Source organism: Rhodococcus sp. IEGM 1306, assembly GCF_036541985.1.
GTDB lineage: Bacteria > Actinomycetota > Actinomycetes > Mycobacteriales > Mycobacteriaceae > Rhodococcus_F > Rhodococcus_F qingshengii.
In genome coordinates this window covers 93,118-114,387 of sequence record NZ_JAZHFF010000011.1, presented here as the reverse complement: position 1 = coordinate 114,387, position 21,270 = coordinate 93,118, and the positions used below count along the sequence as shown (strand labels likewise).

General features: G+C 62.6%; 21 protein-coding genes. 9 read left to right on the top strand and 12 right to left on the bottom strand.

Features of this window, described 5'->3' with window-relative positions:
• Positions 1–20 precede the first annotated feature (20 nt).
• The gene (locus tag V3587_RS25755) at positions 21–1,772 is read left to right on the top strand and encodes an oleate hydratase (protein WP_308112959.1); all 1,752 of its coding nucleotides are present in this window, start codon (positions 21–23) and stop codon (positions 1,770–1,772) included.
• Positions 1,773–1,779: 7 nt separating this feature from the next.
• Here V3587_RS25755 and V3587_RS25750 read toward each other — a convergent pair whose 3' ends face one another.
• Both V3587_RS25750 and V3587_RS25745 read right to left on the bottom strand, forming a co-directional pair.
• Positions 1,780–2,157 (bottom strand): DUF5313 family protein, encoded by a 378-nt coding sequence (locus tag V3587_RS25750; protein WP_003943558.1) that lies wholly within the window; start codon positions 2,155–2,157, stop codon positions 1,780–1,782.
• 30 nt (positions 2,158–2,187) lie between these two features.
• Entirely contained in the window at positions 2,188–3,159 is a 972-nt protein-coding gene (locus V3587_RS25745) for a GlxA family transcriptional regulator (protein WP_007735863.1), read from the bottom strand.
• A gap of 71 nt (positions 3,160–3,230) precedes the next feature.
• Between V3587_RS25745 and V3587_RS25740 the strand changes: the two genes are divergently transcribed.
• The 3 genes from V3587_RS25740 (at position 3,231) to V3587_RS25730 (ending at position 6,626) form a co-directional block, all read left to right on the top strand.
• A complete protein-coding gene (locus V3587_RS25740; RefSeq protein ID WP_283377352.1) occupies positions 3,231–4,547 on the top strand; it encodes an MFS transporter in 1,317 nt (438 codons plus the stop codon).
• 78 nt (positions 4,548–4,625) lie between these two features.
• Complete coding sequence (locus tag V3587_RS25735) at positions 4,626–6,179, top strand: succinic semialdehyde dehydrogenase (RefSeq protein WP_003943578.1); 1,554 nt, start codon at positions 4,626–4,628, stop codon at positions 6,177–6,179.
• Between the two features lie 3 nt (positions 6,180–6,182).
• Complete coding sequence (locus tag V3587_RS25730; RefSeq protein WP_003943564.1) at positions 6,183–6,626, top strand: SRPBCC family protein; 444 nt, start codon at positions 6,183–6,185, stop codon at positions 6,624–6,626.
• 61 nt (positions 6,627–6,687) lie between these two features.
• Here V3587_RS25730 and V3587_RS25725 read toward each other — a convergent pair whose 3' ends face one another.
• Positions 6,688–7,644, bottom strand: coding sequence for a proline dehydrogenase family protein (locus tag V3587_RS25725; protein ID WP_063315300.1), 957 nt, complete (start codon positions 7,642–7,644; stop codon positions 6,688–6,690).
• Positions 7,645–7,759: 115 nt separating this feature from the next.
• Here V3587_RS25725 and V3587_RS25720 point away from each other — a divergent pair, with 115 nt between their 5' ends.
• Positions 7,760–8,164, top strand: a complete 405-nt coding sequence (locus V3587_RS25720) for a hypothetical protein (RefSeq protein ID WP_283377351.1) — start codon at positions 7,760–7,762, stop codon at positions 8,162–8,164.
• A 9-nt stretch (positions 8,165–8,173) separates the two neighbouring features.
• Here the strand turns inward: V3587_RS25720 and V3587_RS25715 are convergent, their stop codons facing one another.
• The 4 genes from V3587_RS25715 to V3587_RS25700 form a co-directional block, all read right to left on the bottom strand.
• The gene (locus tag V3587_RS25715) at positions 8,174–8,989 is read right to left on the bottom strand and encodes a siderophore-interacting protein (RefSeq protein ID WP_283377350.1); all 816 of its coding nucleotides are present in this window, start codon (positions 8,987–8,989) and stop codon (positions 8,174–8,176) included.
• 144 nt (positions 8,990–9,133) lie between these two features.
• Positions 9,134–10,372 (bottom strand): HNH endonuclease signature motif containing protein, encoded by a 1,239-nt coding sequence (locus tag V3587_RS25710; protein ID WP_283377349.1) that lies wholly within the window; start codon positions 10,370–10,372, stop codon positions 9,134–9,136.
• Between the two features lie 92 nt (positions 10,373–10,464).
• Positions 10,465–11,082: a response regulator gene (locus tag V3587_RS25705; RefSeq protein ID WP_003943536.1), complete on the bottom strand. Its 618-nt coding sequence runs from the start codon at positions 11,080–11,082 to the stop codon at positions 10,465–10,467.
• Positions 11,079–12,281, bottom strand: a complete 1,203-nt coding sequence (locus tag V3587_RS25700; RefSeq protein ID WP_283377348.1) for a sensor histidine kinase — start codon at positions 12,279–12,281, stop codon at positions 11,079–11,081. Before V3587_RS25700 ends, V3587_RS25705 begins: the two co-directional genes overlap by 4 nt.
• A 114-nt stretch (positions 12,282–12,395) precedes the next feature.
• On the opposite strand from V3587_RS25700, the gene V3587_RS25695 reads away from it, so the two are divergent.
• The 3 genes from V3587_RS25695 (at position 12,396) to V3587_RS25685 (ending at position 14,731) form a co-directional block, all read left to right on the top strand.
• Positions 12,396–13,442 (top strand): ABC transporter permease, encoded by a 1,047-nt coding sequence (locus V3587_RS25695; protein ID WP_030535886.1) that lies wholly within the window; start codon positions 12,396–12,398, stop codon positions 13,440–13,442.
• Positions 13,439–14,179, top strand: a complete 741-nt coding sequence (locus tag V3587_RS25690) for an ABC transporter ATP-binding protein (RefSeq protein ID WP_283377347.1) — start codon at positions 13,439–13,441, stop codon at positions 14,177–14,179. Before V3587_RS25695 ends, V3587_RS25690 begins: the two co-directional genes overlap by 4 nt.
• Before the next feature lie 111 nt (positions 14,180–14,290).
• Positions 14,291–14,731 carry a PAS domain S-box protein gene (locus V3587_RS25685; protein WP_003943598.1) on the top strand — a complete coding sequence of 147 codons (441 nt, stop codon included), beginning with the start codon at positions 14,291–14,293 and terminating at the stop codon, positions 14,729–14,731.
• Positions 14,732–14,737: 6 nt separating this feature from the next.
• Here V3587_RS25685 and V3587_RS25680 read toward each other — a convergent pair whose 3' ends face one another.
• Positions 14,738–15,364: a TetR/AcrR family transcriptional regulator gene (locus V3587_RS25680; RefSeq protein ID WP_003943606.1), complete on the bottom strand. Its 627-nt coding sequence runs from the start codon at positions 15,362–15,364 to the stop codon at positions 14,738–14,740.
• A 51-nt stretch (positions 15,365–15,415) separates the two neighbouring features.
• Between V3587_RS25680 and V3587_RS25675 the strand changes: the two genes are divergently transcribed.
• Positions 15,416–16,387, top strand: coding sequence for a hypothetical protein (locus V3587_RS25675; RefSeq protein WP_073513178.1), 972 nt, complete (start codon positions 15,416–15,418; stop codon positions 16,385–16,387).
• Here the strand turns inward: V3587_RS25675 and V3587_RS25670 are convergent.
• From V3587_RS25670 to V3587_RS25655, 4 genes are read right to left on the bottom strand one after another with little or no spacing between them, the layout of a single operon-like run.
• Positions 16,334–17,626: a YcaO-like family protein gene (locus V3587_RS25670; RefSeq protein WP_283377346.1), complete on the bottom strand. Its 1,293-nt coding sequence runs from the start codon at positions 17,624–17,626 to the stop codon at positions 16,334–16,336. The two genes, V3587_RS25675 and V3587_RS25670, sit on opposite strands and share 54 nt — an antisense overlap.
• A complete protein-coding gene (locus tag V3587_RS25665; protein WP_283377345.1) occupies positions 17,623–18,963 on the bottom strand; it encodes a YcaO-like family protein in 1,341 nt (446 codons plus the stop codon). Before V3587_RS25665 ends, V3587_RS25670 begins: the two co-directional genes overlap by 4 nt.
• A complete protein-coding gene (locus V3587_RS25660; RefSeq protein ID WP_042453282.1) occupies positions 18,956–20,386 on the bottom strand; it encodes a CocE/NonD family hydrolase in 1,431 nt (476 codons plus the stop codon). Before V3587_RS25660 ends, V3587_RS25665 begins: the two co-directional genes overlap by 8 nt.
• Entirely contained in the window at positions 20,383–21,195 is an 813-nt protein-coding gene (locus V3587_RS25655; RefSeq protein ID WP_042453280.1) for a hypothetical protein, read from the bottom strand. Before V3587_RS25655 ends, V3587_RS25660 begins: the two co-directional genes overlap by 4 nt.
• Between the last annotated feature and the right edge of the window lie 75 nt (positions 21,196–21,270).

Sequence of the window (21,270 nt, the reverse complement as noted above, 5' to 3'; positions counted from 1 at the left end):
GACGTCATCCGGTTCGGGTGATGCGCCAGCGGGCAAAGGGGTCCATGCTTGGAAGGTATCCGTACCGCGACTCGAGTAAGGAACGAAACCCAATGTCTTCCAAGCTGTCTCACAAGGCCTACATGATCGGTGCCGGCATCGGAAACCTCTCGGCTGCCGTCTATTTGATTCGAGACGGTGAGTGGAGCGGTGAGGACATCACCATCATGGGGCTGGACATGCATGGAGCGAACGACGGCGAATCTGCCGCTACCTTCCAGCACCAGTACGGTCATCGCGAGCTGGGCAACGACGCGGGCTTCATCAATCGTGGCGGTCGCATGCTCAACGAGGAGACCTATGAGAACCTCTGGGACGTGCTGAGTGTGGTTCCGTCGCTGGACAACCCGGGAAAATCGGTGACGGATGACATTCTCGATTTCGACCACGCGCATCCAACGCACGACGTCGCACGATTGATCGATCGCGACGGCATTCGCAACAAGGGTGAAAACGACTACAAGCACATGCAATTCGACAACAAGGATCGGTACTTGTTGACGAAGCTGATGACGATGCCGGAGTCGGACGAGGCAAAACTCGACGACATCAGTATCGAGCAGTGGTTCGAGGACACTCCGCACTTCTTCACCACCAACTTCTGGTACATGTGGGAGACCACATTTGCTTTCAAGCGGGTGAGTTCGGCGATGGAGCTGCGCCGGTACATGAACCGAATGATTCTCGAGTTCAGTCGCATTCAAACTCTTGCCGGTGTCACCAGATCCCCGTACAACCAGTACGAGAGCATCATCTTGCCGATGCGGGCCTTCCTCGAAGGCAAGGGCGTGAAGTTCGTCAACGAACTGAAGATCACGGAGTTCGTGTTCAAGGACACCCCGCTACGAGACGAGATCATCGTGACGGGACTCGATTACGAAAACGTCCGCACCGGTGAGAAGGGCCGAATCGACGTGGCGGAGGGCGATTTCGTCTTCGACACCAACGGCAGCATCACCGACAGTTCTTCGATCGGCGATCTGGATACCCCGATCGTCGAAGACATGAGATACGCACCGAGTGCGCTGCTGTGGAAGCAGGCCACCGAGCATTTCTACGATCTCGGGAATCCCGACAAGTTCTTCGGGGACCGGGCGCAGAGTGAGTGGACCAGCTTCACCGTCACCACTTCGTCACACGAGCTCATCAACGAGATTTCCCGAATCACCAAGCAGCTCCCCGGAAATGCGCTCAACACATTCGTGGACTCGAACGTGCTTCTCTCGATCGTGGTCCACCATCAGCCGCACTACCACGCGCAGAAGGAGAACGAAGGAGTCTTCTGGGGTTACTGTCTGTTCCCGCGCAAGGACGGCGACTACGTGAAGAAGCCGTTCATCGAGATGACCGGGCGGGAAATGCTGGAAGAGACGCTCGGACACCTCGAGGCGCTCGACGAGAGCGGTGCGCTCGCCGCGCGTCGACAAGAGATTATGGACAGCGTCGTGAATTCGATTCCCAGCCATATGCCTTACGCCAGTGCGCTGTTCAATCGGCGCGCCGTCGGCGACCGGCCGCTGGTGGTGCCGAAGCACTCCAAGAACCTGGCGTTCATCAGTCAGTTCGCGGAGCTGCCGTTCGACATGGTGTTCACCGAGCAGTACTCGGTGCGCTGCGCTCAGGTAGCCGTCTACAAGTTCCTGGGGATTCCAGAAGACAAGCTCACCAAGATGCATCACTACGAGAAGGATCCGAAGGTCCTCGCCAAGGCCGCAGTGACGATGTTCCGCTGAGGGGTGCTCAGCGACCGTGCCGCTTCTCGTAGTCCTCGCGAGTGCGATCGGCACGGCGCTGGGCCTTCTCGTCGAGCAGTTCGGGATCGAGTCCGTGGCTCAGCAGGCGGTGACGGCGGTAGATCGTCCCGAGCGCCACGACGAAGTACGCGAGCGGGATGAGCAACAAGGCCATCATGGCCAAGGGAATCCAGATCGGTCCCGGGATCAAGAGGAACAGCAGAAGGATCAGCGTCGCCGGCACGGTGAAGCGGATGATGTAGCGGGCCTGGGCGCCCGGGCCGACGAGATCGTTCCGTACCCAGTCCTGATACCGGTCGGGGAGCGTCTTCCCCAGGAGGTATCCGCAGTACTGAGGAAAGTTCGGGCGAGTCTGTTCGGCCATGGCATCCAGGATAGTGCCTGGTACTGCCGCTTACACCGGTGCCTTGAACGTGCGTCGGTAGGCGCTCGGTGAAACGCCGAGGGCCTCGTTCATGTGTTGACGCATGGATGTCGCAGTCCCGAAGCCGGTTCGAGCAGCAATCGCATCGATCGACAGATCGGATTCCTCCAGTAGTTCCCGCGCCCGATCGACGCGTCTGCTGGTCAACCAGCGGTTCGGTGTGGTTCCGACTTCGTCGCGGAATCGACGGCTGAACGTGCGGACGCTCATGTTGGCGCGCGTCGCCAGGTCCGCCAGGGTGATCGGGTCGTCGAGATGTTCGAGGGCCCAGTGCCGAGCGTCGGCAGTCGATTCCGAAGGCTTGTCGGCCAGGGGGCGTCGGATGTACTGAGCTTGGCCACCGTCGCGCCACGGCGGTACGACGCAACGCCTCGCGACGGTGTTCGCCACTTCCATGCCGTGGTCACGCCTGACGATATGCAGGCAGAGGTCGACTCCCGACGCCACCCCGGCCGAGGTCAGGATGTGGCCTTCGTCGACGAACAGCACGTCCGGATCCACGTTCACCTTGGGATAGACACGCTGGAAATGGTCGGTGTTGCGCCAGTGCGTCGTGGCGCGGAGTCCGTCGAGCAGACCCGCCGCGGCGAGGATGTACGACCCGGTGCAGATCGAGACCAGCCGAGTGCCCGGCCGGATGTGTTGGAAAGCTGCGGCCAACTCGGGGGAGAGGTAGCCGTCTTCGTAGGCCGGACCCAACTCGTACGACGCGGGGATGACGACGGTGTCGGCGGTGGCGAGCAACTCGCTCCCGTGGTCGACCGAGATGCTGAAGTCTGCGTCGGTCTGCACGGGATTGCCGTCGACGGTGCACGTCAGGATCTCGTACAGCGGCCGATCCTCGACGTCGAGGGCACGTCCGAAGATGCGCGCCGGGATGCCGAGTTCGAAGGGGATGACTCCATTCAGAGCCAGTACGACGACGCGATGCGGACCAGACATGGCTTGATTCTTTCATATATTGGCAATCTGGCCACTGTTCTCGATCGAATCCGAACTGCAGAATTCTCTCTGTGACTTCTGAGACCGCTCTCCCCGAATCAGGCCAACAGCAGGTGAGCCCGCCGCGCTTTCACCGCGCCTGGTCCGTCGCGATCGTGGCATTCCTGGCGTTGGTCGGTGCGGCGAGCTTCCGCGCTGCCCCATCGGTGCTGATCGATCCGCTGCACGAAGATTTCGGGTGGTCGCGCGCCAGCATCTCGGCGGCCGTCTCGGTCAACCTGATTCTGTACGGGTTGACCTCGCCGTTCGCTGCTGCCTTGATGGAGAGGTTCGGTATCCGGGCGGTCGTCACCTCGGCGTTGGCGCTCATCTCGCTCGGCAGTGGTCTCACCATCGTCATGACCTCGAGTTGGCAGCTCATTCTGCTGTGGGGTGTCTTCGTCGGTCTCGGTACCGGTTCGATGGCGCTGGCGTTTGTCGCCACCGTCGTCGATCGCTGGTTCGTCGAGAAGCGTGGTCTCGTGACCGGCATCCTGACGGCCGGTGGTGCTGCCGGTCAGCTGGTGTTCCTTCCGGTCCTGGCGAAGATCGCGGAAACGTACGACTGGAAGAGCGTCGCCTTCACAGTTTCGTTTGCTGCACTGGCCGTTGTGCCGTTCGTTCTGCTGTTCCTGCGTAACTATCCGTCAGACGTGGGTACGACGCCTTACGGAGCGCCCGCCGATTACGCCCCAGCAGCCAAGCCTGTCTACCAGCGCGGCGGTGCCGGAGGCCGGGCGATCTCGGTGCTGGTGATGGCGTCGAAGACCAAGGTGTTCTGGCTTCTCGCCGGTACCTTCGCGATCTGCGGCGCGAGCACCAACGGCCTGATCGGCACGCACTTCGTCCCGGCGTCGCACGACCACGGAATGCCGATCACGACTGCCGCGTCCCTGTTGGCGTTGATCGGAATCCTCGACATGGTCGGCACCATTGCTTCGGGTTGGTTCACCGACCGGATGGACTCGCGAAAACTTCTCGGCATCTATTACCTGTTCCGCGGAATCTCGCTGCTCTTCCTGCCGCTGCTGCTCGCCAACACCGTGAATCCGCCGATGATCGCGTTTGTCATCTTCTACGGGCTCGACTGGGTGGCGACGGTTCCGCCGACCGTCGCGCTGTGCCGTCAACACTTCGGCGCCGACGCCCCCATCGTGTTCGGTTGGGTGCTGGCATCGCACCAGATCGGTGCGGGTCTGGTGGCCTTCTTGGCCGGTCTCGTTCGTGATCAGATCGGCTCGTACGACGCTGCCTTCTTGGTGGCCGGCGCGCTCTGCGCGATCGCTGCAGTCATGTCGTTGTTGATCGCAAAACGTCCGAAAGAGGCAGTATTGGTTGACTCTGTCTGATTCGGCACTGTGATCGGTACCACCGACGGGGTAAGTTGTGTGTAACTCCAAGAACTACTCACCAGTAGGGGTACTGAAATGCCAGCTCCGTCCGCTGCGACCTTCTCGCGGCTCGCCGATCTGATCGCCATCGACAATGTTGCCGATCGCCCGACGAAGTCCATCACCGAGGTGTTCACCGGCAAGGAGCTGGCGACCATCCCCGTCGGCACCGCCGACGACGCACTTGCGGCCATCGCCCGTGCCCGCGTCGCCCAGAAGGAATGGGCCAAGCGCTCCGTCCTCGATCGCGCCGCCGTCTTCCACCGCTACCGCGATCTCATCCTCGAGAACCGCGACGCCCTCATGGACATGGCTCAGGCCGAGACCGGAAAGTCGCGTACCGCAGCTCAGGAAGAAGTCCTCGACATCTCGATGACGTCGCGGCACTACGCACGTGTGGCTCCGAAGCTGCTGCGTCCGCGTCGCGTCTCCGGCATGCTCCCGGGCCTGACGAAGACCGTCGTCCGCTACCAGCCCAAGGGTGTCGTCGGCGTCATCTCGCCGTGGAACTACCCGATGACGCTGGCCGTGTCCGACGCCATCGCCGCGCTGCTCGCCGGTAACGCCGTTGTCCTCAAGCCGGACAGCCAGACACCGTACTGCGCGCTCGCCTGCGTCGAACTGCTCTACAAGGCGGGTCTGCCTCGCGACCTCTTCGCCGTGGTTCCCGGGCCGGGCTCCGTCGTCGGCACCGCCCTGGTTGAGAACACCGACTACCTCATGTTCACCGGTTCCACCGCGACCGGTCAGCTCCTCGCCGAGCAGGCCGGCCGTCGACTGATCGGCTTCTCCGCCGAACTCGGTGGCAAGAACCCGATGATCGTCGCGGCCGGCGCAGACCTGCGCGAGGTCACCGACGCCGCTGTGCGTGCGTGCTTCTCCAACTCCGGTCAGCTGTGCATCTCCATCGAGCGCATCTACGTCGAAGAGTCCATCGCACCCGAGTTCATCCGCATGTTCGGTGACCGCGTCAAGAAGATGAACCTCGCCGCCGGATACGAATTCGGAATCGAGATGGGCAGCCTCGTCTCCGAGGCGCAGGTCAAGGCAATCTCCGCTCATGTCGATGACGCAGTGGTCAAGGGCGCCACCGTCATTGCCGGTGGCAAGGCTCGGCCGGACATCGGACCGCTGTTCTACGAGCCCACCCTGCTCACCGGGGTTCCCGAAGACGCCGAGTGCTACCGCGACGAGACCTTCGGGCCGCTCGTCTCGATCTACCCCGTCAAGGACGTCGAAGAGGCCATCGCTGCGGCCAACGACACCGAGTACGGCCTCAACGCCAGTGTGTGGGCGGGAAGCAAGGCTGCCGGTGAAGCCATCGCAGCGCGCATCCACGCCGGCACCGTCAACGTCGACGAGGGTTACGCACCGACCTGGGGCAGCACCGCAGCACCGATGGGCGGTATGGGTGTCTCGGGCGTCGGTCGTCGTCACGGCGCCGAGGGGCTGATCAAGTACACCGAACCGCAGACCGTTGCCACCACTCGCGTCATGAATCTCGGTGGACCGCGCGGACTTCCGGCCAAGGTGTGGGCAAAGCTCATGCCTCACGCCATCAAGATCATGTCCTGGGTTCCGGGCCGGTAACGGGTGGAAACCGCCAGCGCGTACATCGAGGCAACGCCAGTATCGGTGTGGAAGGTTGTCAGCGACATCGAAGGTATGGGTCGCTTCAGTCCTGAAAATACCGGTGGAACATGGACTTCCGGAACTCCGGGCACTGTGGGTGCAAAGTTCAAGGGCACCAACAAGCATGGTCTGATTCGGTGGAGCACGCACTGCACGGTGGTCGACGTGGTCGACTGCCGGAGGTTCTCCTTCGAATCGGACGAGCCGAAAGCGCGGTGGACCTTTGTGCTCGAGCCTTCGGGAACGGGCACCGTGCTTACCGAGACTCGTGAGATCTATGCGACGCCTGCGCTTTACGTGCGCATGATGTCGGGTAGCGGCCTACTCGGTCGGGGTCGAGATCAGCTGATGCAGACCGGAATGGAAACTACTCTGGCGCGCATCAAGGCGTTTCTGGAGAGCTAGAAACTGACACAAGTGGGGCTGCACTCGATTCGAGTGCGGCCCCACTTCTGTTGTTGGAGATCTAGTTTGCAGTGCTGATGAGCGCAGCGTCGATGAGCGCGGTGTAGACACGCTCCGGTTCTTCGGCGATGCGATTGAGTACGTACAGCCACCACTGTGTTCCGAAGATGACGTATTCGCGTGTGGTGAAGCCTGCTCCTCGGAGTGCGTCCAGTTGCTCGGTGCCGAGGCCGAGCAGCATCTCGAACTCGACGTGCTCGCCTCTGAGCTTCGAATCATGCTCGGCGCGTAGTGCTTCGAGGATGTCGCGGTCATGTGTCGCGATGGAGACCTGGTGACCCGAGTCGACGATCCGGGCTGCGTAGTCGAGATACGCGCTGCGCAGTTCGGCACTACCGCGTGGGTAGGCGACGGACTCGGCTTCGAGGAAGGCGCCCTTCACGAGACGGATGCGACCGGGTCGGTTCAGCAGAGCGGCGAGATCCTTTGCCGTGCGGTGCAGTCGGGCCTGAACGGTGATCCCCACGTGAGTGAACCGCTCGGCCAGTCGCGCGTGCATGTCGAGGACCAGGTCGGTGCGGTCGGACGCCTCGGCAGAGATGATCAGCTCGGCACCTGCGCGTTCCGTGGTCTCGGCCAGGCGCACGACATTGCGAAAGCACTGCTCCGGATCGATGACCAAGCCGATGTGCGAGAGGTCGAACGACACGGTGCTGTCGACGCCCGACGTTCCGATCCGTTCCGCCAATTCCACGAACACATCGGTTTCGGCGTTCGCGAGTTCGGGATCCCGGACGCTTTCCCCGGTGTATTCGATGCTCGCCTTGTGTCCTCGCGCGAAGATCGAGGGGAGTCGGTCGAAAGCGTCGTCGATGGTTTCGCCGCCGATGTAGCGAGCGGCGACTTTCCGTGCGAGTGCTGCCGTCGCAGCGTCCGCCATGGTGCGTTCTTTCAGGGATTCGTCGAGTGCGAGGCGGCGTAGGGCGTCCGCGGCCTGGGCTTGTAGATCCGTGTTCACGGCTTCAGCGTATCCGGACGAGGGTGCGGGAATTATTCTACGAACTCTTGCGTTCGATCTATTGTCGATATATCGTCGATACGTCAAACAAACACAGACAGTCCAGGAGGACAACATGTACGCCCCACACAACAACCCAGAAATGCAAGAACGTCGCGAGCATGGCCGCCGAGGCCCGCATCGTGGACACGGTTTCCGTCGAGGATTCGAGGGCGAGCGACCCGAGGGTCGCTTCGAAGACCGAGCAGAAGGACGCCCCGAAGGCCGGCGCGGTCGATTTGACCAGCGCGGACACGGTCGGCCTCACTTCGGTGAAGCAGGCGCAGCGCTCCGTCCCGCGATGGGCCTACTCCGAGGTGCCGCTGTTGCGGTAGCCGCAGGTGGGACCGCTGAGCAGGTAGCCAAGGCCGAGGCAATTCTCGCCGAGGCACGCCGAGCACTGTTCGAGATGCTGGCGGAAAAGTCGGCTGACGCGCAGCAGGCTCACACAGAATCTACCGACACGCTGCCGGCAGAGTGATCACGGCGCTCAGGCGCCGACGGTGACTTCCTCGCTGTTCATGCCGGAAACGTGGCCGTCGGCGCCCTCTCGCCAGTACCCGACAACATTGTGCTTGTCGCGAGCAATTCCTCGAACATCCCTTAGATGCTTACGAATACGACGGCTGGTTGCGCTTTCGCACGCCACCCACGCGTAGACGTCGGCCGTTTCGGATTCGGGAAACTCGACCTTCTCCACAGCCTCGAACAGCGCGCTCGGCGCCTTTCCGAGGCCACTCCCCACGAGCCACGTGTATGTGACGTCGCCGCGAGTGACAAATTCCTGTCGATCCTCCTCGGTTTCGACCTCGATGATCGCTTGTGCGACATCGCCCTCTCGAAGTTCTTCGACAATCCTGCCCAGTCCGGGGAGACCCGTGGCGTCTGCGACCAGCAGCTGCCAGCGAGGACCCGCCGGTGCTTGGTAGTGGGACCGCGAACTGTCCGACCAGAAGACGCCTAGTAGGTGACCTGGTTCGGCCCGCAGGGCCCAATCCGCTGCAATACCGCCAGGGTGCACGACGAAGTCGATGTCCAGACGTCGGCCGCCGTCGTGCACCTTGCGCACGGTGTAGTGCCGCCACGGTGGCTCGGTTCCGAGATCGGCCTTGCCGTAGTCGGGATTGTTGAAGTAGTCGTATTCTGCTTCTGTTTCACCGGGTTTCGGAAACGCGAGGTCGATGCGCTCGTCGCCTTGTCCGCCGGTCGGCCAGTGCCAGTCGCCTTCTGCCTCGATGCTGATTCGCCGCATGTGCGGGGTCAGGGACGTGACGGTGACAACGCGGGCGGGTTCGCAGAAAGACATGCCTCGACCCTATGGGTCCGGCGTGTCGAAGTGGAGACAGATGCTGTCGCAAGACGGACATCGAGCGCAGCCGAAAAGGCCAGCGTATGCCCCGGGGCATGATTCTTCCCCGGTGCACACGCTGGCCTTTTCAGTTATGTCGGTTCACGCCGCTGTCGGTGGGCTGTTCCCGCCGATCGGCTGTTGATACGGATCGATCGACATGGGTGGGTAGAACACTGTTTTTCGGTCGGGACCGATCTCCACCCGCCACTCCGTGTGGTGCAGCGTCCGGTGGTGATGACCGCACAACAAGATCAGATTGTCGAGATCTGTTGGGCCGCCGTCGTTCCAGTGAACAATATGGTGGGCATCGCACCACCCGGATGGTGTTCCGCACCCTGGGAACGCGCAACCGCCATCGCGAACTGCCAACGCCCGCCGCTGCGGCACCGTTGCTGTTCTCGCTTCCTTACCGCAGTCGAGCGGAACACCATTCTCGTCCAACAAGATCCGCGTCACGGTGCAGTCGCAGGCGAGCATCCGTGCGGTGTCGATACTGATCGGGCCCACCCAGTCCGTCCATGCGAACCCGAGTTCCTCCGTGGACGGCAGGAGGTCTTTCAAGGCTCTAAGGTCCGTCATGTCTTTCGCGGACGCGGTCACCGTGATGTGCGGTTTCACCCCGCCCTCGATCGGACCCAACCCCGCCCGCTCATACCGGCGCAACAATTCGCAGAACCCGTCCGCCCGCCGCAGCGCCGGAGTACGCGTGTCCTTCACGCCGTCCTTCTCCGGCGTCGGAGCCGACAGACTCGACAACAACGTGAGCAGACGCGCCCCGTTCACCGCATCCAAATCACCCTTCACCGACACCCGCCCGTACAAGCCTTTCGAGGCGTAGAACTCGTTACGCTCCGAATCCTCACCCACCGGAACGCCGTCCTCACGCTTGCCGTACTGCTTCTCGATCCGCCGGATCGCTGCCCGCACCGCATCACAATCGGCGATGTTCTTCGACGCCAACCCCAACAGAATCCCGCGGGCCTTGTCCACATCCGCCAGGGTCATGTTCTTCGGCGGATGCTGACAAAACGACGCCACCTGCCGCGCCTTCAACGCATCCACGTCACCGCGATGGAATGCATCCGCGACAACAGGTTCGAGCATCAACAACCGCGCCAACCCGACCAGCAGGCTGCACTCACCGATCTCCAGATTCGTCGAACCATGCAACCACTGCGCGATCGCCCGAAAACCCTTCCCGCCGAGAACCTCACGGGAAAACATCTCCACGATCAACAACACCATCCGTGACTGCAACTCGTGCCGGGCGCGCGCCAGATCCAGAACCTCACTCTTGAGGTCCTCGCCATCCAGCTGCCACGCTTCCCGACTGTCCATGCTCAAAGTTTAATCGAACAAAGTTTCGAACACAAGAGAATCGTAGGCGAAAATTGCTGCTGTCCAGCTACTTTCGACAATTCGGGCAAATGTCAGATCGAACCCAGCTCCCGCGCACGAGCTACCGCCGACGTCCGCGACTTCACTCCCAACTTGCCGAAGATGTGAACCAGGTGCGACTTGACCGTGGTCTCACTCAGGAACAGTTCTTTGCCGATCTCTCGGTTGGAGCGACCCGCCGCCACCAACTTCAGAACTTCGATTTCCCTTGGGCTGAGGCTGGTTTCGGGTTTGCGTACCCGAGTCATGAGCTTCGACGCGATGGCGGGGGAGAGAACGCTGTCCCCGCTCGCAGCGGCACGGACGGCTGACAGCAACTCGACCGGTGGTGTGTCCTTGAGTAAGTACCCGCTGGCCCCGGCCTCGACAGCGCTCAAGATGTCTGCATCCGTGTCGTAGTTGGTCACGACGAGTACGTGCGGCGGATTCGGCAGCGCGCACACCGCGCGGGTGGCGTCGACGCCCGTCTTCCCGGGGCCGAATCGCAGGTCCATGAGCACGAGGTCGACCGGCGTGGTGGCGCAGAAGGCTATGGCTTCCTCGGCGGTGCCCGCTTCGCCGACTACCTCGATGTCGGCTTCGCTTTCGAGCAGCGCTCGTAACCCGGCGCGCACGATCGCGTGATCGTCGGCGAGCAGCAGGCGGATCACGGTTCGCCGACTTCGAGAGGAAACGTCACTGCGACGGCCGTGTGTCCCGGCTCGGACTCGATGGAGAAAGTCCCGCCCTGCAGTTCGACGCGCCGGCGAATTGCGTTGAGGCCAAAAGATTCCGCCGGGCCACGTTCGAGAACTGCCACGTCGAAACCGCGACCGTTGTCGACCACGTCGAGGCTGACGGTGTCATCGGAATAGGTCAGTGTCACAGCCATTCTGGTTGCATCGGCATGGCGGAGAACATTGGACACCGCGCCCTGAGCGATGCGTACCAATGTTGCTTCGAGGGGCATCGGCAGCCGCACTGCCTCGCCTTCGACCACGGAGCGCGCTTCCAGTTCAGGACTGCTCGCGCGTTCGCAGATTCGACGAAGCGCGTCGGCGAGCGACTGACCGTCCAAGGCCGCGGGCGTCAATTCGGCTATGAGTTGGCGGGTTTCGGCAAGACTGTCCGCGGCAGTTTCCCGTGCGAGGCTGATCTGACGGATGGCCGGGCTGTCCGGATCGGCGCGTTCGGCAGCGTGAAGGAGCATCTGGATGCTCGAAAGTCCCTGGGCCACGGTGTCGTGAATCTCGGCGGCGAGTCTTTCACGTTCCGCGAATTTTCCGGCATCGCGAGACGTCGACGCCAATTCTTGACGAGTATTCATCAACTCGTCGATGAGACGACCGCGCTCGGCTGCCTCGCGGTACAGCGCTTGATATCCGAGGCCGATTGCAACCGCTACGGCAGCGCCGATGATCGGGCCGACGGCGCCGGCAATCGTCCATCCACGATGCAGGCCGGTGCCGACCACGGCGACAGCCGTTGCCGCGGTGACGGCGAGAAGACTCCAGGGGCGTCGCAGAATATGGAGATAGAGGAAGAAGAGTCCGAACGCGAGGTAGGCGGCGTCGGCGGATACCGCCATCGTCGCGATCCAGACGAGGGTCAGCACGGCCAGCCACCAGCGGGCAGCGTTGCCGCGCAGCCTTTTGGCGACCCCGAAAAGATAGACGGCAACGAAGATCACGGCCAACGCGATGATTGTTGCGGTCAGGTCGGATTCGTCGATCAGCGCTCGAAGAAACACCACACCGGCCAGCGCCATGACAAGGACATGCAGGCCCAGTTGTAGGCCGGCGAAGACAGGCGTGAGCGGAGATCGGTGCATCTCGCCCAGCTTAGCGAGGTTCGGGCCTGGTTCATCCATCAAAAGTTGTAAACCGGGATGGTTCTTTCGAGCGCTGGAATGTCGATCCGAGGTGCGATGGAAAGAGTCTGCATCTGCGAGAGCGTAGAGGCAAGCACAGGAAAGGAATTCACAGTGTTTGTCGCAATGAGGGACTTACGGGCAGCGCGAGGTCGTTTCGCGCTGATCTCCGTCGTGGTTCTGTTGGTTGCACTTCTGGTCAGTTTTCTCAGCGGGTTGACTGCAGGACTTCGCCATCAGAACGTGTCGGCCATCGAGGCCATGAATGCCGACACGGTGGTGTTCGCCGACACCGGAGCCGGGGCGTCGTTCGACGAGTCGGCGCTCACGCAGGACCAGGTCAACGCTTGGACCTCCACGTCGAAGGACGTCGATCCCATCGGAATCGGTCGCGGGAAAGCGGGATTGGCCGACGGAAATCAGAAGTCGGTGGCCCTGTTCGGCGCTGATGGCGGTTTCGGTGACGTGACGCCGTCGGCGTCAGGCACGGTGGTGTTGAGCGAAGGTGCCGCCCGCGATCTGGGGGCGGGCGCCGGCGATCAGGTGAGTGTCGGTACGAAGCAGTTCACCGTCAGCGCCGTTCGCGGTGACGACTGGTACAGCCATTCGCCCGTCGTCTGGATGACGCTCGACGACTGGCAGGCGGCCAATCCGCGCGGCGGAGTTGCGACAGTACTGGCTGTCACCGGAGCCTCCGACGCTTCCGCAACGGACAAGGCGGCTGCGACGACGTCGACGACGGTCAGCGGTTCGCTCGACGCGATCGGTTCGTACAAGTCGGAGAACGGGTCGTTGACGTTGATGACGCTCATGTTGTTCGCGATCTCAGCCCTGGTGATCGGTGCGTTCTTCACGGTGTGGACGATCCAGCGAACTCCGGACATCGCGACGCTGAAAGCGCTCGGTGCGACTACCGGTTCGCTGGTGCGCGACGCACTGGGTCAGGCGCTCATCGTTCTGATTGCCGGTGTCACCGTCGGAATCGGGCTGACGGCCGTGGCCGGATCGCTGATCGGTGACGCCATGCCGTTTGTCCTGGACGCATCCACGACCGTCGTACCTGCCGTGGCATTGATCGGACTCGGCCTGCTCGGCGCGGCCTTTGCACTTCGATTCCTCTCGACCACCGATCCACTCACAGCATTGGGGAGCGCACGATGACCATGACAACCGGCACCACAGTTCTCGACATCCAGAACGTCGATCTGACGTTTCCCGATGGGCAATCGCGGGTGACGGCGCTGGACGACGTGTCTCTGCGACTGCACCGCGGCGAGATCGCCGCGATCACCGGGCCCTCGGGTTCGGGCAAGTCCAGCCTGTTGGCGGTGGCGTCGACGCTGATCCGTCCGGATTCCGGGCACGTCTATCTCCGGACGCCGGAAGGCAGCATTGACATCGCTGCGCTGAGTCGGCGGGCGGCGTCGGAGCTGCGACGCTCGTCGATCGGCATCGTCTTCCAACAGTCGAACCTGGTGTCTTCGCTGACTGCACTGGAGCAGCTCGAGGTGATGGCGCATCTGGGGCAGTCCGTGTTCACGTCACGGGCCCGTCGCAAGGCCGTGAAATCAAAAGCGATGGATTTGCTGGACGCTGTCGGGCTCGCGGATCAGAGCGGAAAACGGCCGTCCCAGCTGTCGGGCGGGCAGCGACAGCGCGTCAATCTCGCGCGAGCATTGATGAACGATCCGCAGCTTCTCGTGGTCGACGAGCCCACGAGTGCGCTCGATCAGGAGCGCGGTGCCGCTGTCATGGATCTGATCATCGGGGTGGTGCGGGAACGCGAGGCGGCAACCCTTCTCGTGACACACGACCGAAGTCACCTGTCTCGGATGGATACTGTCTATCGTGTTGTTGACGGTTCCTTGGCGGAGGATCAGGAGGCGCTCGCGGCGTGACTCAGGCGGGCACGATTCGGGCATTCGTCACTGCATCCGGGCGGGAAGTCAACCCGCGATTTGCTGGGCAGTTAGACTGTTGTCGACTCGGGCAACTTGAGAGGACGTGTTATGGAACGCCGCCGCAACGTTGCGCAGCCGCCACAATCGCCGATTGCGGATCTGGAGCAGATGCCTGCCCTGATTCTCCTCGACAGGCTTCCGGTGCCGGTCATGGCCGTTCACCGCGACGGCAGCATCGTTTTTGCCAATCCGTCCTTCGCTGACATGCTGGGATATCCCAAGAAGGCCGTCTCGGCGTTGCGTTTGCAGGACATCCTCTACGACAAGGATGCCGACGACGTCAGTGCAGAGCAGGCCCATCGTGAACTGAGTTCCGAGCCGGGCTCGGTCAAGGAGTTCGTGCACTCCGACTCCACGTTGGTGCGCGCGACGGTCAGTCAGTCTCTGCTCCGACGGGACGACGACACGATCACCCTTGCCGTCCTCCACGATCTGACGGAGCGCCTGTGGAACAACCCACGGCACATCGACGACAAGCCCACCAAGTAATCCCAGCTACTTCCGGGATTTGACGGTTCGGTCCAGGCCGAGGGTGGCGGCAAGGGTGTTGACCACCCATTCTTCGTACTGTTGGCCGGTCCAACCCGCGCCGACCACGAGGTCTGTATAGGTCTCGGGACTGAGCAGCGTGAGTGCGACGTTCACGGCTGTTTCGAGGTCGACGGTTGGCGCTTTTTCGACGATGCCGACCATCAGATGTTCCTGCACCGTGCGTCTCTGAGTGCGGTTGATTTGCCACAGACGGGCGGCGTCCTCGTCGGCGGAAGCGGCGGCCCGCAGTGCCAGCAGGATGTCTGCGGTGCGTTCCAGAATGAGCCGTCCGTGGTGAACCTGAATCCGGAGTTGTCCGAGTGGATGTGGGGCGCCGAGTGCTGCCGCCACCCACGGACGGTCGAGAGTTGCCGTCTTTTCCTCGTCGCCCGCAACGGCCACGTCGAGTAGTGCTGACAGCACGCTCGGCTTGTTGCCGAACACGAAATAGACACTCTGCACCGACACGCCCGCCGCCGCGGCAAGCTGCTTGATCGTGGCGGCCGCGTAGCCGGGATCGACAAAAACCTCACGCGCTGCCTCGATGATCTTGCGCCGCGCCGACGTGTCTTCCCGAAGAACCTCAGTCATGATTAGAGTTTAACTCTAGAGTCGAACTCTAGCGACTCGGGAGGCGAAATAATGACGAAGGTTCTTGTACTCGGTGGCTACGGTGCCGTCGGGATTCCCCTGATGAAACAACTCGCGAAGGTCCCCGAAATCTCCGCGTACTCCGCCGGCCGTGATCCTGCCCGCGCGGACGTCGTCGTTGATCTTAAAGAACCAGGCGCGTATTCGACTGTGGTTCGAGACTTCGATGTGGTGGTGAATGCGTCGGGTTTCGAGGACGTTGGCCTGGCAGACGAAGCGGTACGCGGTGGGGCGGCATTCGTCGACATCACGGCGACCTCGAGCTACTGCGAAGAATTGGAAGCGGTCGACGGACCAGTTCTGATGGGCGTCGGGTTGGCGCCGGGATTGACCAGTGTCCTTGCAACCGAGGCGCATCGACTCGGCGACGGACCCGTGGACATCCTGATCGGCCTCGGCGGTGGAGAACTACACGGGCCGGCCGCAACGGCGTGGACGTACGGGATGTTGGGCACGAGGTTTCCTGATCCCGACGGACGATCGGTCCGCAACTACACCGGGATGAAGACGTTTCGAATACCGCCCGATGTGACCGGCTACCGCACCGGTCCTGCTGTGCGGGCCGACTTTTCGGACCAGCATGCGTTGACGCGAGACCTCGGTGTTCCGGTCAGGACGTACCTGCGATTGGACACGTCCACCGCGACGCTCGGACTTGCGGCCATGACGTGGGCACCCGCGCTACAGAAGGTCGTGCCGAAGAAGCTGTGGGGCTCGGATCGTTGGGTAGCGATGGCCCGAGCGGATGCCGGCCCGGCGCTGTGGGTTTCGGGGCGTAGCCAGTCGGTCGCGACGGCAGCTATCGCCGCGCGCGCCGTGCAGGTGATTCGGGATGCCGCGATCTCGAAGCCGACGTGGTTCCACGCGGTGGAAACCACCGAGTCGTTGCAAGCGGCGGTTCCCGAACTGTCAGTGCGGCAATGGGATGGTGCGAGCCGATCGTCCGGCAAGACTGTCCACTAGTCGGGGCGAGCCGAGAAACGGCAATCCGGCGGCCGCATTGGTGAGACAACCGGGTACGACGACGCGGACGACGTGCAGGCCGGCGTGGAGAACATCAGTTGTGGTGAGATCGACCCATGCCGGCCGGAAACCGGCTGCCGTCAGAGCGCTTTCGGTGCCGGCGGCTGATGTCAGAGAGTCGAGTCCCACCTCGCCGACGACGGCACCGACCAGCTCACTCTCGAATCGTGCTTGGATCTCCGGGTCCAGGTGGAGCTGCAGGTGGCATCCGTAGTCCATCACGTCGGCAAAATCCGATCGGTAGGCGCCTGCATAGCTTCGGTCAGCTCGCCAAGGCGCAAGCGGACTGGTCGGGGAGGCCGCGGCTCGACCGATGCCGCTCTCCGGGTTGTCGTAGTCGGCGGAAAGCAGCTGCAGCTGAAGCGCTTCGCCGAGTGACTTGAACGCAGCCGTCTGCGCGTCTTCGTGGCAGGCGGTACCGATGGTCGAGTATCCGGTGAGTCCGTCGTGGACGAGGGCGCCGAGCACCGGGATCTCGAAATCGCTGTCGAATGACAACCACCTGGTCGAGAGGGTGCCGTGATTCCCCAGTCGCCGAAGCACCTCGGGAATGCCGGTGACGATCCGAACGCCGCGTCTTCCGTTCCAGGACAACGTTATCGCGTCTCGTTCGACTATCTCGCGCAAGGCATTGTCGATTGCGAACTTCACCGAGGGTCCGGCGGCGAGACCCGCCTGAGCCACCGGAGAGATCGCCGGACCCGTCCGGGCGACGAAATGAGGATACGAACCCCAGACGAGTTCGGCCGGTACCCAGATATCCGAACCCGTGATCAGGTCGGCTCCGCGAGTCCAGTCCATCTCCAGATCGTCGGTTGGTTCGACGAACGGGAACTGTGGCCGCGCGTACTGGGCAGCGTCGAAACGCGCGAGTTGTGACAGCTCGATGCTTGCTCCGATCAAGGCATCGGCCGACCCGCGGACGATCGGTTTGGCGACGATGTTGCCGCAATACCGTTCCACCGCTTCGCCTATCGCAGCTGCGGTAGGCCGCGCACGGTCACCCAGATCGAAGCAATATCCGGCGCCCGCCGAGTCGCTGGACCAGGGTGTAAAGCGTGCTGAATCACTGACATACGAGTGAATCAGCTTGAACTCGGGCGGAAAGTGCTGGGGAACAACGGCGTCGACCAGCTCTCGAATGATCCCAGTTCGGCGGTCGACGAGCAAAGATCTCATGCGAGAGGTACCGGCAGATGCAGATGGGTGGTTGATGCGCTGGTCAATCTGCTACCTCCAAGAAGGGGAAAGGCTGCCGGAGCGTTGTTGTACAGGCCCGGAGTCAGGACGCGGACGACGTGCAACCCGGCAATCGAGATGTCGCCGGTGGTGAGATCGACGGAAATCGGCTGGTGTCCCCGTGAGGTCAGAAGCGCTACGAGAGAAGCCAGATCCACCGGCGCTTCGACGGGAATCTCTGATACCGAGAGTGTTTCGGTGTAGTCGAAGAGATGTTCCTCCGCGGCCAGGGCCATCGTGGGATCAAGATAAAGTTGGGCAACGGTCGGCAGATCGACGACGTCTTTCCATTGCGGATCGAACTCGTCCCGGTAACGACGGTCGGCCCGAAAGGGTTTGTACAGGTGCACCGGCAGCGTTCCGTCCGCCACGCTGCGCCAGGTCGGCCCGTCGGGGTCGGCGAGGTCGATCGTGATGGCAAGTACGGCATACGCCTCGACAAGCGCCTTCGAGACTGCCGCCTCCACCGTCGGTCGACAAGCTGTGCCCAGCGCGACCAGTCCACGTCGGTCATCGCGGATCCACGCTGTGGCGACGGGAATGCCGAAGGGGGAGGGAAGCAGAAGCACTCGAACGCTCCGGGTCTGGCTCTCCAGATCCCCGAGTTGGCGGTGCGCAGGCAACCGCTCCCAGTCGGAAAGCTCGATCGCCGGCTGTGACCGGTCCCCGCACCACCACAGCGCGGTGGCATCGCGTTCGAGAAGTTCAAGCAGAGCTGACATCTCGGCCTCGTCGCGTGAGCGTCCCGCTGCGATTCCGGCGTACTGCAACGACGCGATCGGTGGCTCGCAGCGACGGGTGCCTGTGTAGTACCCGAGATAAGTCAGGGCCGCAGGCACGTAGGTGGGCACCTTTTCGTCCATGGTGTGACCCAATGCCCAGCGAATGTTCAGATCAGAGGTGAAGGGAACAAAGGGGAATCCGGGAAGGCGGTACTGATCCTCGCTGTACAACGCAAATTCAGCGGGATCGACGACCCGTGAGCCGGCCAGTTCCAGCGCTGATGCACTGCTGCGGACCAGATCCTCGGGGACCACGTTGCCGCAATATCTTTCGACGGCCTCACCGGTCGCCGCCCCGCGAGCTGCTGCATCGTCGCGTATAGAAGCCCCGAATCCGTAAGGGTCCGCGCGAAACAGTGAACCGCTGCCGCCGAAGTTTCTGGTGTCGGCCACCCTCGCGGCCCAACCGACCCAGCCTGTCGGCATGTCCGAGCGAATGTGTGGTTCCAGTGAGGTCAGCACGCCGCTCCGGGCGTCGACCAGCAAGTCATCCACCGGCAGTTCCTCCGAGTATCGGCAGGGTCAACGACCCGGAAAATGATTGGTGCAGTGCGGTACTGCGTGTTCCTCGATAGCGATCACCGTCTCCGAGATTGCGTGCGAGTCGTGGGAAGTCCGAGCCGGCGATCCGCAGCGTCAAGACATCACCCGCGCGCACAGTGTGCAACACGGGATCCAGATCGATGGTCACCATCGTCGGCTGCAGGCTGACACCCGCGCCCCGTGCGATCGATCTGGTAACTCCAGCGGGATCGACGACGCTCAGTTCGGCGATCCAATCGGCTTCGCCCTCGGGTGAATACACTTTCAGCTCCACCGATGGTGTTCCGGAGAGTACGGAGTCGTGCTTGATATCGAAAGTCAAGACAACACAGTTGTTTCGGTCCCGTGAGGCGTCATACAGGAAGCTGTAGGCCGCATCCTTCCGATCTGGTTCGAGATGAACGCGATTCGCACCCGTGACAAACGGTTCGGTCGACCATTCGCCGACACCCCGGTCGAATACCCGATTGATGGTCAGGGGCCGCGCAGCGAATACCGATTCCATCCACTCGACCTGAAGGCGGCCGAAACTTGTCTCGCCGACCATTCCAGGGCGGAGGTCGTGCGCCCAGGGGCCCACGATCAAACTCTGCGGCCCGCGCCCCACGGACGTGAAGTGCCGCAGTGTCTCCCGAATCATCGCATCGTCCCAACCGCCGATGTGCAGCCCGGCGATGTCGAGTTCGGAGAGTTCGTCCGCGGACACCAGATCATCGCCACCGAAGTCTTCGCGTTTACGAGCGCGAAGGATCGGCGTCAACCAGCCCGGTGAATCGGAGGTCAGACCGACTTTCTCGATCATCGACTGCACCGGGAGATGTTCCAGCAAAGCTGAATCCGAACGCATCAGTTCAGGGATGAAACCCTCACGGGAGGAAGACGAATCTCCGTGCTCGCCCCACCACGCCAGATGCTCGGCGAGGAGAAGTATCCCCGAGGGATCACGTTTGACGCGGTCGCTTCCGATGGTCGGCACCTTGGAGACGACGCCGTCTACACGAAATGACCGATCGGCGCTGTTGGTCTCGGCAGCAAATGCCCAGGCGGTTCCGGCCGCATACGAAGCCCCGCTCGCGATGACGCACTCCGGTGTCCACGGCTGATCCTGCAGCCACTCGGCCAGGGCGGCGGCGTCCTCGCGCTCGTGGACGTACGGTACCCAAGAGCCGGTGGAATCGTGCCGTCCGCGTACGTCCTGCGAGATGAATGCAATTCCTCGTGATCGCCATTCGATCCCCTCCGCCAGATGCCATCCACGCCCGTACGGGGTGCGGATCACGATCAGTCCCCGCGGTGAAGAATCCGGTGGGAGAAGCACATCCGTAGCCAACGAAGAACCGTCTGCTGCCGGGATCTTCACGCCGAGTGAGATCACCGGAGCGTCGGCGCGGGTTCGAGAACGCCGCCGGGCAGTGGTAGCACGGGATGGCGAGTCATCATGAGGGTTCGCGGATTCATCCGGATCTGGTGGTGAAGGTGTGATGGCGGTGCGCCATGCACACCAGCCACGACGTCCGAACATGCAAGCGCACTGGCCATTGCGGCTGCGGTGGGTGAAAGTTCGAGCGGGCGAGGTTCGCTGCCGGCGAGGTGATTCCACAGTGCCTGCAGATGATCCGGGACGCGCGACGCAGCAAGCCGTCGACCGCAGACGTCCCGGTAGCTTGCGCTGTCGATGCCGTCGAAGAAGGGACCGATGCAGATCTCACCCAGCTCCGTGTGGACGCGTTGCCACGGAGTTCGGCTGTGGCGGCACCAGGTATCGAGTTCCGACCACGCGTCGTGAGGAGGAGCGTCGGCAACCGACAGTACGAGGTCCGACGACGCAACATCGTCTTCGATTGGCGCAGTGGTGGATACGACCTCGAGATGCGGAAGAGCCTTGGAGAGCAGGGCGATGCAAGCATCGGCAACGGGCCCGATCCCGTCCATCAGCACACGCTGTGGGCGCGGAATCTCTGGCACTTGACCTGGAACAGCCAGCACGCCGCGAGAGACGAGGGCGTCGGCGATCTCGATAGCTCCCGGGCCGAGCACCGAACCAGAGCGCCTGAGAAAGTTGTCGAGTTCCGCGAGGTCTTCGGCCGGCGCGCCGATCGTGACCGCGTTCTCGTCCGGTGTCAGGTAATGCCAAACACCGTCCGGGGTCGGATACAGCTGGTGTCCGTCGGCGAGGGCGTACACGGATCTCCTTGTCGGTGCCCGCACCCGACGAGTCGGATGCGGGCGGGGTCATCGGCAGATCAGACTGTCGAAACA